Annotated in this window: 14 protein-coding genes; 5 read left to right on the forward strand and 9 right to left on the reverse strand. The window is 65.1% G+C overall.

Annotated elements, in window-relative coordinates; all coding sequences use genetic code 11:
• Positions 1–16 precede the first annotated feature (16 nt).
• Together thiD and scpA are read left to right on the forward strand one after the other, a co-directional pair.
• Positions 17–841, forward strand: coding sequence for a bifunctional hydroxymethylpyrimidine kinase/phosphomethylpyrimidine kinase (gene thiD, locus FG93_RS27620; protein ID WP_043241588.1), 825 nt, complete (start codon positions 17–19; stop codon positions 839–841).
• Positions 838–3,006, forward strand: coding sequence for a methylmalonyl-CoA mutase (gene scpA, locus FG93_RS27625; RefSeq protein ID WP_043241169.1), 2,169 nt, complete (start codon positions 838–840; stop codon positions 3,004–3,006). Before thiD ends, scpA begins: the two co-directional genes overlap by 4 nt.
• A 62-nt stretch (positions 3,007–3,068) precedes the next feature.
• On the opposite strand, the gene FG93_RS27630 is transcribed toward scpA, so the two are convergent.
• From FG93_RS27630 to FG93_RS27650, 5 genes are all read right to left on the reverse strand, one after another.
• The gene (locus tag FG93_RS27630) at positions 3,069–3,338 is read right to left on the reverse strand and encodes a hypothetical protein (RefSeq protein WP_043241171.1); all 270 of its coding nucleotides are present in this window, start codon (positions 3,336–3,338) and stop codon (positions 3,069–3,071) included.
• 100 nt (positions 3,339–3,438) lie between these two features.
• Positions 3,439–4,227, reverse strand: coding sequence for an ABC transporter permease (locus FG93_RS27635; protein WP_043241173.1), 789 nt, complete (start codon positions 4,225–4,227; stop codon positions 3,439–3,441).
• Positions 4,224–5,129 carry an ABC transporter permease gene (locus FG93_RS27640; protein ID WP_052514285.1) on the reverse strand — a complete coding sequence of 302 codons (906 nt, stop codon included), beginning with the start codon at positions 5,127–5,129 and terminating at the stop codon, positions 4,224–4,226. Before FG93_RS27640 ends, FG93_RS27635 begins: the two co-directional genes overlap by 4 nt.
• Entirely contained in the window at positions 5,126–6,322 is a 1,197-nt protein-coding gene (locus FG93_RS27645) for an ABC transporter ATP-binding protein (protein WP_052514286.1), read from the reverse strand. Before FG93_RS27645 ends, FG93_RS27640 begins: the two co-directional genes overlap by 4 nt.
• The gene (locus FG93_RS27650; RefSeq protein WP_052514287.1) at positions 6,319–7,434 is read right to left on the reverse strand and encodes a polyamine ABC transporter substrate-binding protein; all 1,116 of its coding nucleotides are present in this window, start codon (positions 7,432–7,434) and stop codon (positions 6,319–6,321) included. Before FG93_RS27650 ends, FG93_RS27645 begins: the two co-directional genes overlap by 4 nt.
• Before the next feature lie 142 nt (positions 7,435–7,576).
• Between FG93_RS27650 and FG93_RS27655 the strand changes: the two genes are divergently transcribed.
• Positions 7,577–8,314 (forward strand): DUF3750 domain-containing protein, encoded by a 738-nt coding sequence (locus FG93_RS27655; RefSeq protein ID WP_043241175.1) that lies wholly within the window; start codon positions 7,577–7,579, stop codon positions 8,312–8,314.
• Between the two features lie 95 nt (positions 8,315–8,409).
• Here FG93_RS27655 and FG93_RS27660 read toward each other — a convergent pair whose 3' ends face one another.
• On the reverse strand, positions 8,410–9,693 hold the full coding sequence (locus FG93_RS27660) for a cystathionine gamma-synthase family protein (RefSeq protein ID WP_043241178.1): 1,284 nt from the start codon (positions 9,691–9,693) through the stop codon (positions 8,410–8,412).
• 151 nt (positions 9,694–9,844) lie between these two features.
• On the opposite strand from FG93_RS27660, the gene FG93_RS27665 reads away from it, so the two are divergent.
• Positions 9,845–10,303: an Lrp/AsnC family transcriptional regulator gene (locus FG93_RS27665; RefSeq protein ID WP_043241181.1), complete on the forward strand. Its 459-nt coding sequence runs from the start codon at positions 9,845–9,847 to the stop codon at positions 10,301–10,303.
• A gap of 3 nt (positions 10,304–10,306) precedes the next feature.
• Here the strand turns inward: FG93_RS27665 and FG93_RS27670 are convergent, their stop codons facing one another.
• The 3 genes from FG93_RS27670 to FG93_RS27680 form a co-directional block, all read right to left on the reverse strand.
• Positions 10,307–11,200 carry a hypothetical protein gene (locus FG93_RS27670; RefSeq protein ID WP_152579667.1) on the reverse strand — a complete coding sequence of 298 codons (894 nt, stop codon included), beginning with the start codon at positions 11,198–11,200 and terminating at the stop codon, positions 10,307–10,309.
• Positions 11,201–11,258: 58 nt separating this feature from the next.
• The gene (locus FG93_RS27675) at positions 11,259–12,260 is read right to left on the reverse strand and encodes an alpha/beta hydrolase (RefSeq protein WP_043241187.1); all 1,002 of its coding nucleotides are present in this window, start codon (positions 12,258–12,260) and stop codon (positions 11,259–11,261) included.
• 144 nt (positions 12,261–12,404) lie between these two features.
• A complete protein-coding gene (locus FG93_RS27680) occupies positions 12,405–12,650 on the reverse strand; it encodes a hypothetical protein (protein ID WP_043241190.1) in 246 nt (81 codons plus the stop codon).
• Between the two features lie 117 nt (positions 12,651–12,767).
• On the opposite strand from FG93_RS27680, the gene meaB reads away from it, so the two are divergent.
• Complete coding sequence (gene meaB, locus FG93_RS27685; protein ID WP_043241195.1) at positions 12,768–13,742, forward strand: methylmalonyl Co-A mutase-associated GTPase MeaB; 975 nt, start codon at positions 12,768–12,770, stop codon at positions 13,740–13,742.
• The last annotated feature ends 63 nt before the right edge of the window (positions 13,743–13,805 follow it).

The following is a 13,805-nucleotide window of genomic DNA, read 5'->3' on the forward strand; positions in this document are numbered from 1 at the left end:
TCTGGAGAGCATTGCCGTGACACCCATCGCCCTTACCATTGCCGGCTCCGATTCCAGCGGCGGCGCCGGGATTCAAGCCGATCTCAAGACCTTTGCGGCGCATCAGGTCTATGGCGCCAGCGTCATTGTCGCGCTGACCGCACAGAACACCACCGGCGTCACCGCCATCCATGCCGTGCCGGCCGATTTCGTCGCCCAGCAGATCGACGCCGTCTTTTCCGATCTCGACGTGGCAGCGGTGAAAATCGGCATGCTCGCCACGGCCGAACTGATCGAGACGGTTGCCGCGGGCCTGGTGCGGCACAAGGCCCGCAACATCGTGCTCGATCCGGTCATGGTCGCGGCTTCAGGGGCTCGCCTGCTTGAGGACAAGGCCGTTGACGCCATCCGGCTCCTGCTGTTTCCGCTCGCCACCCTGGTCACGCCCAATCTGCCGGAAGCAGCGGCGCTACTCGGCGCCGCGATGGCGACCAGCGATGCGGCGATCGACGAGCAAGCCGAAAGGCTGATCAGCTTCGGCGCCGAGAACGTGCTGCTGAAAGGCGGGCATGGCAGCGGCGAGACCAGCACGGATCTGCTGGTCCTGGCGGGCGGCCAGCGCCAGCACTTCAGCGCGCCGCGCCATGATACGCGCAACACCCACGGCACCGGCTGCACATTGTCCTCGGCAATCGCATCCGGCCTCGCCAAGGGATTGGCACTGCCTGAAGCGATCGGCCAGGCAAAGACCTATATCTCGGCGGCCATCGCCGCCGCCGACCAGGTTCCGGTTGGCCATGGCCATGGACCGGTGCATCATTTCCACCATTGGTGGGACAGGACCGACGGGAGGAAGCCATGACCGCGATCCCGGATTTCACGACGCTCGCCTTCGAGGATCGCACCCCGGTAGCAGCTCCGCTTCCGGCCTCGGCAGCCGAGCCCTGGCTGACGCCGGAGGGCATCCCGGTCAAGCCCGCCTATACCGCCGCCGACCGCGACGGGCTTGCCTTCGTCGACAGCCTGCCGGGCCTGCCGCCCTATCTGCGCGGCCCCTACCCGACCATGTATGTGAACCAGCCCTGGACGATCCGGCAATATGCCGGCTTCTCCACGGCGGAGGATTCGAACGCCTTCTACCGGCGCAATCTCGCCGCCGGGCAGAAGGGGCTCTCGGTCGCCTTCGATCTCGCGACCCATCGCGGGTATGACAGCGACCATCCGCGCGTCGGCGGCGATGTCGGCATGGCAGGCGTCGCGATCGACTCGATCTACGACATGCGCACGCTGTTCTCCGGCATCCCGCTCGATCAGATGAGCGTGTCGATGACGATGAACGGCGCGGTCCTGCCGGTTCTCGCGCTCTATATCGTCGCGGCCGAGGAACAGGGCGTGCCGGCAGCCAAGCTCTCGGGGACCATCCAGAACGACATCCTCAAGGAGTTCATGGTCCGCAACACCTATATCTATCCGCCATCGCCCTCGATGCGGATCATCGGCGACATCTTCGCCTATACCTCGGCGAACATGCCGAAATTCAACTCGATCTCGATCTCCGGCTATCACATGCAGGAGGCAGGAGCGACGCAGGACCTGGAGCTCGGCTACACGCTTGCCGATGGCGTCGAATATATCCGCGCCGGGCAGCAGGCCGGTCTCGGCGTCGATGTCTTCGCGCCGCGGCTCTCGTTCTTCTGGGCCATCGGCATGAACTTCTTCATGGAAGTGGCGAAGCTGCGCGCGGCCAGGCTGATCTGGGCCAAGCTGGTCAAGGATTTCGGCGCCCAGAACGAGAAATCCCTGCCGCTGCGCACGCATTGCCAGACCTCCGGCTGGTCCTTGACCGCGCAGGACGTATTCAACAACGTGCCGCGCACGATGATCGAGGCGATGGCGGCGACGCAGGGCCACACCCAGTCGCTTCACACCAATGCGCTCGACGAGGCGCTGGCATTGCCGACCGACTTTTCCGCGCGCATCGCCCGCAACACCCAGATCCTGCTGCAGCAGGAGAGCGGCACGAGCCGGATCATCGATCCCTGGGGCGGTTCCTATTATGTCGAGCGGCTCACCGCCGAACTCGCGGCCAAGGCCTGGGACCATATCCAGGAGGTCGAGGCGCTCGGAGGCATGGCCAAGGCGATCGAGGCCGGCATTCCGAAGCTGCGCATCGAAGAAGCAGCCGCCAAGACCCAGGCACGCATCGACGGCAAGCAACAGGCGATCATCGGGGTCAATATCTTCAAGCCGGAGAACGAGGCCTCGATCGACGTGCTCAAGGTCGACAACGCCTCGGTCCGGACCCAGCAGTTCGACAAGCTCCGTCGCCTCAAGGCCGAGCGAAACGAGGCCGAGACGCAAGCCGCACTGACGGCGCTCACCAATGGTGCCGCCGGGGACGCCAACCTGCTCGATCTCGCGGTCAAGGCGGCCCGCGCCAAGGCGACGGTCGGCGAGATTTCCATGGCGATGGAGACAGTCTTCGGGCGGCACCGAGCCGAGATCAAGTCGATCTCCGGCGTCTACAAGCGGGAGGTCGGCATGGAGAATCCGGCGGTGACGCGCGTGCAGATGATGACGCAGGCGTTCGAGGAGGCCGATGGTCGCCGGCCGCGCATCCTCGTCGCCAAGATGGGCCAGGACGGGCACGACCGCGGTCAGAAGGTGATCGCGTCGGCCTTCGCCGATCTCGGTTTCGACGTCGACATCGGACCGCTCTTCGCGACGCCGGACGAGGCGGCGCGACAGGCCGTGGAGAACGACGTCCATATCGTCGGCGTCTCCTCGCTGGCGGCGGGGCATCTGACGCTGGTGCCGGAACTGAAGGCGGCGCTCGGCAAGGCAGGCAGGCCCGACATCATGATCGTCGTTGGCGGCGTGATCCCGCCGCAGGATTTCGAGGCGCTGATCGAAGCTGGCGCGAGCGCCATATTCCCGCCGGGCACGGTGATCGCCGATGCCGCCGAGAAGCTGCTCGAGGAACTCAACCAGCGGCTCGGCTACAGCCAGCGCACGGCTGCCGAATAGCAAACGGGCGCGGCTGGAAGTGCCGCGCCCGCGCCACGACTACCGGCTGTCGCTACACGACATCAACGCCAGCCGTAGCCATGGCTCTCGTAGTGGCGGGGACGAGCATAGCGCCGGTTGTCCTCGCCGAAGCGACGCCACTGACGGTGCCCCCAATAGCCATGGAAAGCGGGCGGAGCCGGGCGCCAGCCATAGGCCGGGCGATCCTGATGGCGATCCCAGCGGCCATCATAGGCCGCGGCGGAGCCCGTTCCCGCGAGGCTTGCCGCGCCCAGGGTCGCAGCGCCGATGATGAAGGTCGCGAGTCCGGCTGAGGCGAGTTTGCGGAACATGGTCCTGATCCTGTGTGGCGGCCCGGGCGATCCCCTTGCCTGACACCGACATTCGCAGGTTCCGGCTGAACGGCCCTTGAGGGAGCCATTCACCAGCCGTTCAAGCGCCGGCCAGTTGATCGCGCTTGAGGAGCAGCGAGGCCGCGATGACGACGAGCGCGACGGCGCCGATCATGATCGTGCAGGCCGCGTTGATTTCAGGAGAGACGCCCAGCCTGACCGCGGAATAAAGCCGCATCGGCAGGGTCGTCGCGCCTGGACCGGTCGTGAAGCTCGCGATCACGAGATCGTCGAGCGACAGCGTGAAGGCGAGCATCCAGGCGGCGGCAACGGCCGGCCAGATCAGCGGCAGGGTCACGGTCCAGAAGGTGATGACAGGCGTGGCACCGAGATCGCGCGCCGCTTCCTCCAGCGAGCGGTCGAAGCCGGCGAGCCGCGACTGCACGACGATGCAGGCGAAGCCGAGGCTGAAGGTGGCGTGGGCGATGGTGACGGTCCAGAAGCCGCGCTCCACCTGCGCCGAAACGAAGAGCAGCAGCAGCGACAGACCGGTGATCACCTCCGGCATCACCAGCGGCGCCAGCACCATGCCCGAGAACAGGGTGCGTCCGCGAAATGCGCCATGGCGTGCGAGCGCCAGCGCGGCCAGCGTCCCGAGCACCGTCGCAGCCGTCGCCGAGACGAAGGCCAGGCGGATGCTGAGCCAGGCCGCATCGAGCAGCGGCTCGTTCGCCATCAGCGCGCCATACCAATGCGTCGAGAACCCGCCCCAGACCGTGACCAGCCGGGAGGCGTTGAAGGAATAGGCGATGAGCGCGAGGATCGGCAGGTAAAGGAAGGCGAACCCCGCCACCAGCGCCATGATCAAGCCGGGGCCGAGCCGCTTCATGCCACCCCTCCCCGCGCCAGCCGCGCCCGCTGCAGCAGAGCGAGCGGCGCGACCAGCACGAACAGCAGGACCACCGCGACGGCGGAGGCAAGCGGCCAGTCGCGGTTCGAGAAGAATTCGCTCCAGAGCACCTTGCCGATCATCACCGTATCGGGGCCGCCGAGCAGATCGGGAATGACGAACTCGCCGACCGCCGGAATGAAGACGAGCGCCGAACCCGCCAGGATGCCGGGAATGGACAGGGGCAGCGTCACCGTCGCGAAGGCCGTCAATGCGGGGGCACCGAGATCGGCGGCAGCCTCCAGCAGCGAGCGATCGAGCTTCTGCAGCGTCGCAAAGAGCGGCAGCACCATGAAGGGCAGATAGGAATAGACCATGCCGATCAGCACGGCGGCTTCCGTGTTGAGCAGCCGCAGCGGTTCGCTCGTCACTCCCATGCCGGTTAGGACGATGTCGAGCAGCCCCTCGGGCCGCAGGATTCCGATCCAGGCGTAGACGCGGATCAGGAAGGAGGTCCAGAACGGCAGGATGACCAGCACCAGCAGCATGCCCTGCCAGCGCCTCGGCACGCTCGCCATCGCATAGGCCAGGGGATAGCCGATCGCGAGCGCGATCAGCGTCGTCAGCGCGGCGATGCGCAGCGAATACAGATAGCTCTGCCAATAGAGCGCGTCGTCGCCAAGGAGCCTGAAATTCTCGAGATCCAGCGCGGCGATGAACTCGCCAAGTTGGGAGAAGCCCTGGAAATGCGGCGCATAGGGCGGCAGATCGGTCGCTGCATCCGAGAATGCCATGCGCAGGACGATCGCGAACGGCGCCAGGAAGAACAGCAGCAGCCAGAGATAGGGCACGGCCACAACGAGGTGGCCGCGCCGATGCGCGGGACCATTCCCCGTCTTCATGGCGGCAGGACCAGCCCGGCTTCGACATCCCAGGAGAGCCAGACGCGGTCCTCCCAGGCAAAGGGGCGCTCGATTCGGCGGGTGCGGTTGGCCAGCGCAACCTTGAGCAACTGCCCGTCATCGCCGCCGACCATGACCTGCACCATGGTGAAATCGCCGAGATAGCCGATATCCCAGATCTCGCCGGCGACCTTGTTGACCACCTGCGCTGGCTCGTCATGGCTCAGCGTGATCTTTTCGGGCCTGAGGCCAACGAAGATCGCCTCACCGATGGCAAGCGAAGCCGCCTCCTCGTCGAGCTCGACCGCGCCGGCCATCGCCGTCTCGACCCGAACGATCTCGCCGGCGACGGACGCAACCCGACCTTCAAGAATGTTGATGTCCCCGACGAACTCGGCGACGTAGCGGCTGGTCGGCGCCTCGTAGATCTCATCGGGCGGGCCGATCTGGACAAGCCGGCCATGGTTCATCACCGCCATGCGGTCGGCCATGGTCATCGCCTCGTCCTGGTCGTGGGTGACGACCATGAAGGTGAGCCCGAGTTCGCTCTGCAGATCCATCAGCTCGAACTGCGTCGACTCGCGCAGCTTGCGATCAAGCGCCGCCATCGGCTCGTCGAGCAGCAGGAGCTTCGGACGCTTGGCGAGCGAGCGTGCCAGTGCGACGCGCTGGCGCTGGCCGCCGGAGAGCTGGTCCGGGCGGCGCTTCTCGAGCCCGTCGAGCTTGACCAGAGCCAGCATCTCCGCGACGCGCCGCGCGATCCTCTCGCGCGGCAGCCCTTCCCGCCTCAGGCCATAGGCGATGTTGTCGCCGACGCTGAGATGCGGAAACAGCGCATAGGACTGGAACATCATGTTGATCGGCCGACGATGCGGCGGCACGGCGGTGATGTCGACACCATCGAGCAGAATCTCGCCCGCATCCGGCTGCTCGAACCCCGCCAGCATCCGCATCAGCGTGGTCTTGCCGCAGCCTGACGCGCCGAGCAGCGCGAAGAATTCGCGCGGGTAAAGCGCAAGCGACAGGTTGTCGACCGCCGTCACCGTGTCGAAGCGCTTGGTGACATTGCGGAAGACGACCAGCGGCTCCGCCGCGGGGTCATTCCATGGCTGGAAGGCCCGGCGAACGCTACCGGGCGAAGCCTTGCGCTTCCCCCGGAGCGGAGCCCCAGCCCCGGCATCGCGTGGGTTCATTTACCGGTCTTGATGCGGGTCCAGAGCCGGTTGACCACCTTCTGGCTCTTCTGATCGTAGGGGGTGATCGTGTAGAGCCGGCTCATCACGGCCTCCGAGGGATAGATGCCGGGATTGTCGCGCACCGCCGCCGAAAGCAGCGGTTTCGAGGCGATGTTGCCATTGGCATACTGGATGAAGTCCGAGTTCTTCGCCGCCATCTCGGGCCGGTTGACGAAATCGATGAACTTCAGCGCGGCATCCGGATTGGCGGCATCCTTCGGAATGACGAAGGAGTCGAACCACATCAGCGCGCCTTCCTTTGGAATGGAATAAGCGATCTCGACCTTGTTCTTGGCCTCTTCCGCCCGCTTCTTCGCCTGCAGGATGTCGCCGGAATAGCCGACCGCGAGGCAGATATCGCCATTGGCGAGCGCGTTGATGTATTCCGAGGAATGGAACTTCTGGATATGCGGGCGGATCTTGCGCAGCAATTCGCCGGCCTTGTTCAGATCCGCCTCGTTCTTCGAATCCGGGTTCAGGCCGAGATAGCGCAGCGCCGCCGGGAACATTTCCTCGACCGCATCGAGAACATGCACGCCGCAATTCGAGAGCTTCTTGAGCTGGTCGGGTTCGAACAGGATGCGCCAGGAATCGATCACCGCGTCCGGGCCAAGCCGCTCCTTTATCTTGGCGACATTGTAGCCGATGCCGGTCGTGCCCCACATGTAGTTCACGGCGAACGTGTTGCCGGGATCGTATTTCGCGAGCCGCTGCTGGATCTCGAGCCAGGCGTTCTTCAGGTTCGGAACGGCGGCTGCATCGATCGGCCTGTAGAGATTGAGCGGGATATGGCGCGGCAGGAACGAGGCCGTGACCACGATCAGGTCATAGCCGGTCTTGCCTGCGAGCAACTTTGTCTCGACCGTCTCCATCTGGTCGAACGTGTCGTAGACGACAGTGATGCCGGTTTCCTTCTTGAAGGCATCAAGCACCTCCGGATCGACATAGTCCGACCAGTTGAAAATCCGCAGCTGCTTGTCCTGCGCGCTAGCGGCCGTTCCCGAAACCAGCGCCCATCCAAGCGCGATGGCTGTCGCAAGGCCCTTCAGCCCCCGTACCGATGAACCCAATCTGCCCCTCCTTAGCGAGTGAATCTCCACCCGGCGCGCGGCACGCTATCAGCTTGCTGCCAAGCCTCAACCACCTTTTCGTGAAGTCATGTCGCAGTGTCTTTTCTTGCGATGCCACAATCCGGCTCACTATCGTCCAGTCATGCACCATCTACGCCGCGTCCTGACCCTTTTCCTCGTCCTTTTCCTGCTGCCTGTCGCCACGCATGCGGCCTGGTGGCAATGGCAGCCGCTCGCCGCCGACTGGCGCCGGGCGGACTGGTCCAGCGCCAGGCTCCTGCCGGCCGCGGCAACCGTGCCCGAGGCGACGATCCATGTCTTCGCTGCCCGCGTCGGACGCTGGCGCGGGATCTTCGCGCATCATTCCTGGGTGGTGGTCAAGGAGGCGGGCGCGCGCGCCTATACGCGCTTCGATGTCGTCGGCTGGGGCAATCCCGTGCGCGTCAACCATCGTGAGGCCGATGGCCGCTGGTTCGGCAACGTGCCGGAATTGGTGACGGAGGTGAAAGGCGACGCGGCGGAAGCGCTGATCCCGCGCCTTCGTGCTGCCGTGCAGAGCTATGCCTATAGCGCGTCAGGCAGCTATTCCGCTTGGCCGGGCCCCAATTCGAACAGCTTCGTGCAACATGTGCTCGCCGAGATTCCCGAACTCGCCCATGCCTTGCCGCCAACCGCGATCGGGAAGGACTGGCGCGATGAAGGCCTGTTTGTCGGCATGGCGCCGAGCCGCACCGGCGTCCAGGCCTCGCTCTTCGGAGTTGCCGGCATCACGCTGGCCTGGGTCGAAGGCGTCGAGATCAACCTGCTAGGGCTCGTCACCGGCTTCGACATCCGCCAGCCGGCACTGAAGCTGCCGGGCTGGGGGAGATTGGGCTTCTAGGCGCCGTCTCTTCATAGCGCGCGCCAGGCCAGGCACGGCGCGCTGCAGCTCGCGAACAGGGATGGCCGGCTCGAGACCGGCCATGATGCTGCCGCTCACACCGCCTCGAAGGCCTGCGCCAGATCCGAGATCAGGTCCTCGATATTCTCGATGCCGACCGAGATGCGGATCAGCGCATCGGTGAGCCCGATCTCCTCGCGCAGCTCGCGGGCGACACCCGAATGGGTCATCGCGGCCGGATGCGAGACAAGCGTCTCCGTGCCACCAAGGCTGACCGCGAGCTTCATGATCTGGAGATTGTCGAGCAGTGCGAATGCTTCCTTCTCGCCACCCTTGACGTCGAAGGAGAAGGTCGAGCCCGGCGCCGAGCACTGCTTGTCGAAGACGGGCTTGCGCGGATCGCCGTCCTTCAGATCGCCAAGGTAATGCAGCTTGGCAACCTTGGGATGGCCAGCGAGATACTCCGCCACAAGTCGGGCGTTCTCGTTGGCGCGGCTCATGCGGATGTCGAGCGTCTCCAGCGAGCGCATCAGCATCCAGCAGGAATTCGGATCGAGCTGCGTGCCGAGCGACGAGCGCCAGCCCTTGACCTGGCGGACGAGCGCATCCTTGCCGCTGATCGAGCCGCCGACGAGATCGCTATGGCCGCCGACATATTTGGTGAGCGAAAGCAGCGAGAGATCGGCGCCATGCTGCAGCGGCTTCTGGAATTTCGGGCCAAGCATGGTGTTGTCGACCACGACGGGCGGGCGATGTCCCTGCGACTTCTCGAGTTCGTCGGCGATCGTCGCGCAGGCTGCGAGATCGACCAGCCCATTGGTCGGGTTGGCCGGAGTCTCGACCAGGATCATCCCGACGCGCCCCTTGGCGGCCGCAGCCTTGGCGGTCGCACGCATCTGCGCGACATCGACGCCGTCGGTGAAGCCGAAAGGCGTCACCCCGAAGGCGCCCATCTGGTTCTTCAGCAGGGTCTCGGTTCCGCCATAGAGCGGCCGGCTGTGGATGATTGTGTCGCCCGGGCGGAGGAAGGCGAAGCAGGTCGTCGCGATGGCCGCCATGCCGCTGGCGAAGACGGCGCAGCGTTCGGCCTCGTCCCAGATCGCCAGGCGATCCTCGAGGATCTCCATGTTCGGATGGTTGAAGCGCGAGTAGACCAGACCGGATTTCTCGCCGGGCTTGAGCTGGCGACGCCCCGCGGTGAGGTCGAAGAAATCCTTGCCCTGCTGGGCGCTCTCAAAAACAAAGGTCGAGGTCAGGAAGACCGGCGGCTTGAGCGAGCCCTCCGACATCGCCGGCGAGTAGCCATAGCCCATCATCAGCGTCTCGGGATGGAGCTTGCGGTTGGCGATGCGGTCCTTGTGATAATTGTCCTGGCTCATCGCGCTCTCCTCTGCCGGTCAGGGGCGCCGACCTTGCGGCTCCGGAAAAGCAGGTTAGGCCGATCCGCGCGGCATTGCATGAATGATCCCGCCCGGATTACATCCCGTTTGCGCATCTTCCTGCTCAGATACCGAATTCGAGGAGCATCTTATGCTCGATACGACCGACCGCCGTATGCTTGCCGTGCTGCAGGAGGACGGGCGCATCACCAATCAGGACCTGTCGCAGAAGATCGGCCTGTCACCGACGCCCTGCCTGCGTCGGCTGAAACGACTGGAAGAGACCGGCGTGATCAAGGGCTATGCCGCGATCGTCGATCCCAAGGCTTACGGCCTGCCCTTCAGCGTCTTTGTCTCGATCCGCTTGAGCCAGCAGACCCAGGAGCATATCAGCGAGTTCGAGAAGGCGGTAGAGAGCTGGAACGAGGTCGCCGAGTGCTACCTGATGACCGGGTCGCAGGATTACCTGTTGCGGGTGCTGACGGACGGGATCGAGGGCTATGAGCGCTTCCTGAAGCAGAAGATCACGCGGCTGAAATGCATCCAGTCGGTCGAGTCCAATTTCGCCATGGCAACCATCAAGAAGCGCAACGGCCTACCACCGCTCTGAGCCCTATTTGCCGCCGAACAGCGCCTGCGCCGCCGCATTGGCCATCTTCCCCTGCTCATGCCCAACGCCCGGCACGACGCCCTCGCGCCATGGACTGGCAACACCGAGACGCTTCGCCTCTGCAGCCGCAACTTGCGTGAAATTCTGTCCGCGCGCGAAGCGGCTGGGGCCTTGCGCCTCGGCGCCCTTGGATTTGTTGAGTTGGGAGTGGTTCGGATCGGTGTCCTGGTCGCCCAGCATGATCAGCATCGGTTTGGCGAAGGCGGCCTTCGTGCTCGCCTCGGTCGCCGGCGTGCCATCGAGCGAGTAGGGATAGCTGAAGCCGCCTGCCGCCTCCTTGCCGACAGGCAAGGTGTAGTAGCCGGCATTGGCGATGATCGCCGTCGAAAACCGTGCCTCCGGCACCAGGAGCGCCATGCGGTGGACGAACTGCGCTCCGGCGGAATGGCCGAACAGCACATAGCCCGTGTCCGTGACGCGACCGCTTTTCAATGCCCGATCATAGAAGCGCTCGATGACGGAGTAGACCCATTTCGCCCGGTCCGGCTCCCCCTGGACTCCGCCCTGCTGGTAAAGGCGCGTCGGAAAGCGCTCCTTGTCGAAATGCGGGGCGGCGATGATCAGGCCGTGCCGGTCTGCGGCTTCAACCCAGTTGTCGCGCGCCGAGGCTGCATTGCGCAACAGACCGTGCAGCGAGATCACCAGCGGGCAGCGCGTGTCGGCACAGGCCTGCGGCACATAGGTCTCGATGTTGATGGTCTCGGTGCCGGCGGGCGAAACGTCCTCATGCAGGACATGCGAGCGCCCGGGTTCCTGGAACGGCGTCAGGTCATGCGCCTGCCCGGCCAGAGGCATGAGCACAAGCAGGCAAGCAGCACGCAACAATACTCGTGGCATCGGCGTCTCCTTGACGGCAAGCGCGATGCTGCCCCCAAGACGAGCCGTTCTGCAAGCGTCAGGAGCCCGTGCGGTCCATGGCGCGCCGCACCACCTGCGTGACCTCGCTGTCCGTCAGGAAGAGATCGTGCCTGAGCATGCTCCAGCCGCGGCCGGAAGTGTCGGCGACACGCACGCCCAGAGCCTCGAGCCGCGAGCGTTCGGCTGCGCCGGCTCGCGCCACGCCACCGGCGATACGCGAGGAAACTGCGAGTGCCCTATCGCCCGGGTCGATGATCAGGGTCATGCGCTGGGCAAGCGGGCCCAGCCGGGAGACCGTCTGCTCGAATGCGTCGATGTCGATATCGGGCGATGCGAAAACAACCGAGCCAATCTGCGAGGAGACGTCCGACGAGTCCCGGAGCTCGCGCAGGCCTTCCAGCGTCAGGAAGGTGCCCATCGAGTGCGCAACGATGTGGATGCGCCCCACGGTCGGGTTGGCGACGAGGGCGCGCAAGGCCTGGACGAAGCCCTCGCGCGACCAGAGTGCGCTCTCGCGGTCATAGCCGTAATCGAAGAGCTTGCCGCCGGAAGGCCAGGTGAAGAGCGCGGTGCGCCCCTGGAATTTCAGCGCATGCGAAAGCTGCCCGGCGCTGCGGGCGGCGGATTCGAATGTCTCGTTATAGCCGTGGACGTAGAGCAGCACGTCGCGCCCGGTCGCAGCGTCGGCGAAGGCGCGGGCGGCATTGGTGGACGTCCGGTTGCTGACACCAACGACGCGCCAGTCGCTGCCGACGGTCGCAGCGACAACGCCGCGTCCCGGAGGCGAGAGCCGCGCTTCGGCGAAACTCAGGCCCGAACCACGATCCGGCCCGAAGAACGGCTCGCGGTCGCCGAGAGACTTCCGCGTGGTCGCAACCAGGAGCACAGGCTCCCTGCCGAACGTGGACGACTCCGCGTGAGCCGTTTCGGAGAATGGCGAGATCGCGGCCTCGGTCTGCGCGCAGGCCGACAATGCGAGCGAAAGCAGCGCTGCAAGCGCAACGAAGCGACGGGAAGGGGCGTGCCGCACAGCGGACATGGTCGATCGAGAATTCCAGTGTTGCAGGAAGGCAGGCCGAAATGGCCAGCCCGGCCTTAAAGCCAAGCTAACGCGGCCATAATGCGGCAACCCTGCAGCAATCTTCGCGCAAGGCTCGTGCGTGTCTCTGGCGCAACAGCTGCCCTATTGCTGGACAATCGCGGCCGGGGCCGTGACCACGAACTCCAGCGTGCCGCCCACGGTGCCGACCACGCCACCGGCGATATCGCCCAGGCGATCACCGAATTGAGGTCCGCGCATCGCGATACCCCTGTCCGCCTGCAGCCGCTTGCCGATCATCTGGACGACCTTGAGCGAGGCGGCGAACTTGCCGTGGTTGAGACTGTCGCTGGTCGAGACCTCGGAAAGATCGACAATGGAGCGCCGCACGCATCATGACCGATCTTCGGCTCATTGACGTAGCGGATGTTCAAGAGACGCGGATGACACAGTGATGACCGAACTCGTGGCTTGTCGCCCGAGCCCAAGGCTTGCTAGGTGCCTGTCATGGTTGATGTCTCCACCCTCGCCGACGCAATTCTCTCCGGTCAACGGGCGGCCCTGGCGCGTGCCATCACACTGGCGGAATCCCGCCGGGCCGATCATCGCAGGCAGGCCCATGCACTGATCCAGCAATTGCTGCCGCATACCGGAAAGTCGATCCGGGTCGGCATCACCGGCGTCCCCGGCGTTGGCAAGTCGACGACCATCGATGCACTCGGCACTTACCTGACAGGGCTGGGTCACAAGGTCGCCGTGCTGGCGGTCGACCCATCCTCGACGCGGACCGGCGGTTCGATCCTCGGCGACAAGACGCGGATGGCTCGCCTTGCCGTCGATCCCAATGCCTATATCCGCCCTTCTCCCTCTTCCGGCACGCTCGGCGGCGTCGCGGCCAAGACGCGTGAAACGATGCTGCTCTGTGAGGCTGCCGGCTTCGACGTCATCCTGGTCGAGACGGTGGGGGTCGGCCAATCAGAAACCGCGGTCGCCGATCTCACCGATTTTTTTCTCGTGCTGATGCTGCCCAATGCCGGCGACGAATTGCAGGGCATCAAGAAGGGTATCATCGAGCTCGCCGACATGATTGCAGTCAACAAGGCGGATGGCGCCGGAGCCGTGGCGGCGAAGGCGGCAGCCGCGCAATATCGTGCGGCCCTGCACATTCTCGCCCCGACATCGAGCGTCTGGTCCACTCCGGTAGTGACGGTCTCGGGGCTGACGGGTGAAGGCCTCGACGCACTCTGGGCGAAGGTCGAGGATCATCGCCAGCGGCTGGATGCCAAGAACCTGATCCAGGAGAAGCGTCGTCAGCAGGACGTCAAATGGATGTGGGCCATGGTCGAAGACCGCCTGCGCGCCAGGCTCCGGCATGATCCTGCCCTCAAGGCCCGGACTCCCGCGCTTGAAGCGGCCGTCGGGGCAGGTGAACTCAACCCGACCCTGGCCGCCGACGAAATCGCGCGGGCACTCGGCCTTTGAGCTACAGCATCGGCCCGAAAAGTGGATTGCGGTTTTCGGGAAAGCCGACGCAAACACGAAGAG

This window comes from Allobosea sp. LC85 (genome assembly GCF_000735605.1).
In the GTDB taxonomy this organism is placed as follows: domain Bacteria; phylum Pseudomonadota; class Alphaproteobacteria; order Rhizobiales; family Beijerinckiaceae; genus Allobosea.

Bases quoted from the DNA above. Each gene is read 5' to 3' on its own strand.
- scpA (WP_043241169.1), top strand. From the start codon at position 838: ATGACCGCGATCCCGGATTTCACGACGCTCGCCTTCGAGGATCGCACC.
- FG93_RS27630 (WP_043241171.1), bottom strand. From the start codon at position 3,338: ATGTTCCGCAAACTCGCCTCAGCCGGACTCGCGACCTTCATCATCGGC.
- FG93_RS27635 (WP_043241173.1), bottom strand. From the start codon at position 4,227: ATGAAGCGGCTCGGCCCCGGCTTGATCATGGCGCTGGTGGCGGGGTTC.
- FG93_RS27640 (WP_052514285.1), bottom strand. From the start codon at position 5,129: ATGAAGACGGGGAATGGTCCCGCGCATCGGCGCGGCCACCTCGTTGTG.
- FG93_RS27645 (WP_052514286.1), bottom strand. From the start codon at position 6,322: ATGAACCCACGCGATGCCGGGGCTGGGGCTCCGCTCCGGGGGAAGCGC.
- FG93_RS27655 (WP_043241175.1), top strand. From the start codon at position 7,577: ATGCACCATCTACGCCGCGTCCTGACCCTTTTCCTCGTCCTTTTCCTG.
- FG93_RS27660 (WP_043241178.1), bottom strand. From the start codon at position 9,693: ATGAGCCAGGACAATTATCACAAGGACCGCATCGCCAACCGCAAGCTC.
- FG93_RS27665 (WP_043241181.1), top strand. From the start codon at position 9,845: ATGCTCGATACGACCGACCGCCGTATGCTTGCCGTGCTGCAGGAGGAC.
- FG93_RS27670 (WP_152579667.1), bottom strand. From the start codon at position 11,200: ATGCCACGAGTATTGTTGCGTGCTGCTTGCCTGCTTGTGCTCATGCCT.
- FG93_RS27675 (WP_043241187.1), bottom strand. From the start codon at position 12,260: ATGTCCGCTGTGCGGCACGCCCCTTCCCGTCGCTTCGTTGCGCTTGCA.
- meaB (WP_043241195.1), top strand. From the start codon at position 12,768: ATGGTTGATGTCTCCACCCTCGCCGACGCAATTCTCTCCGGTCAACGG.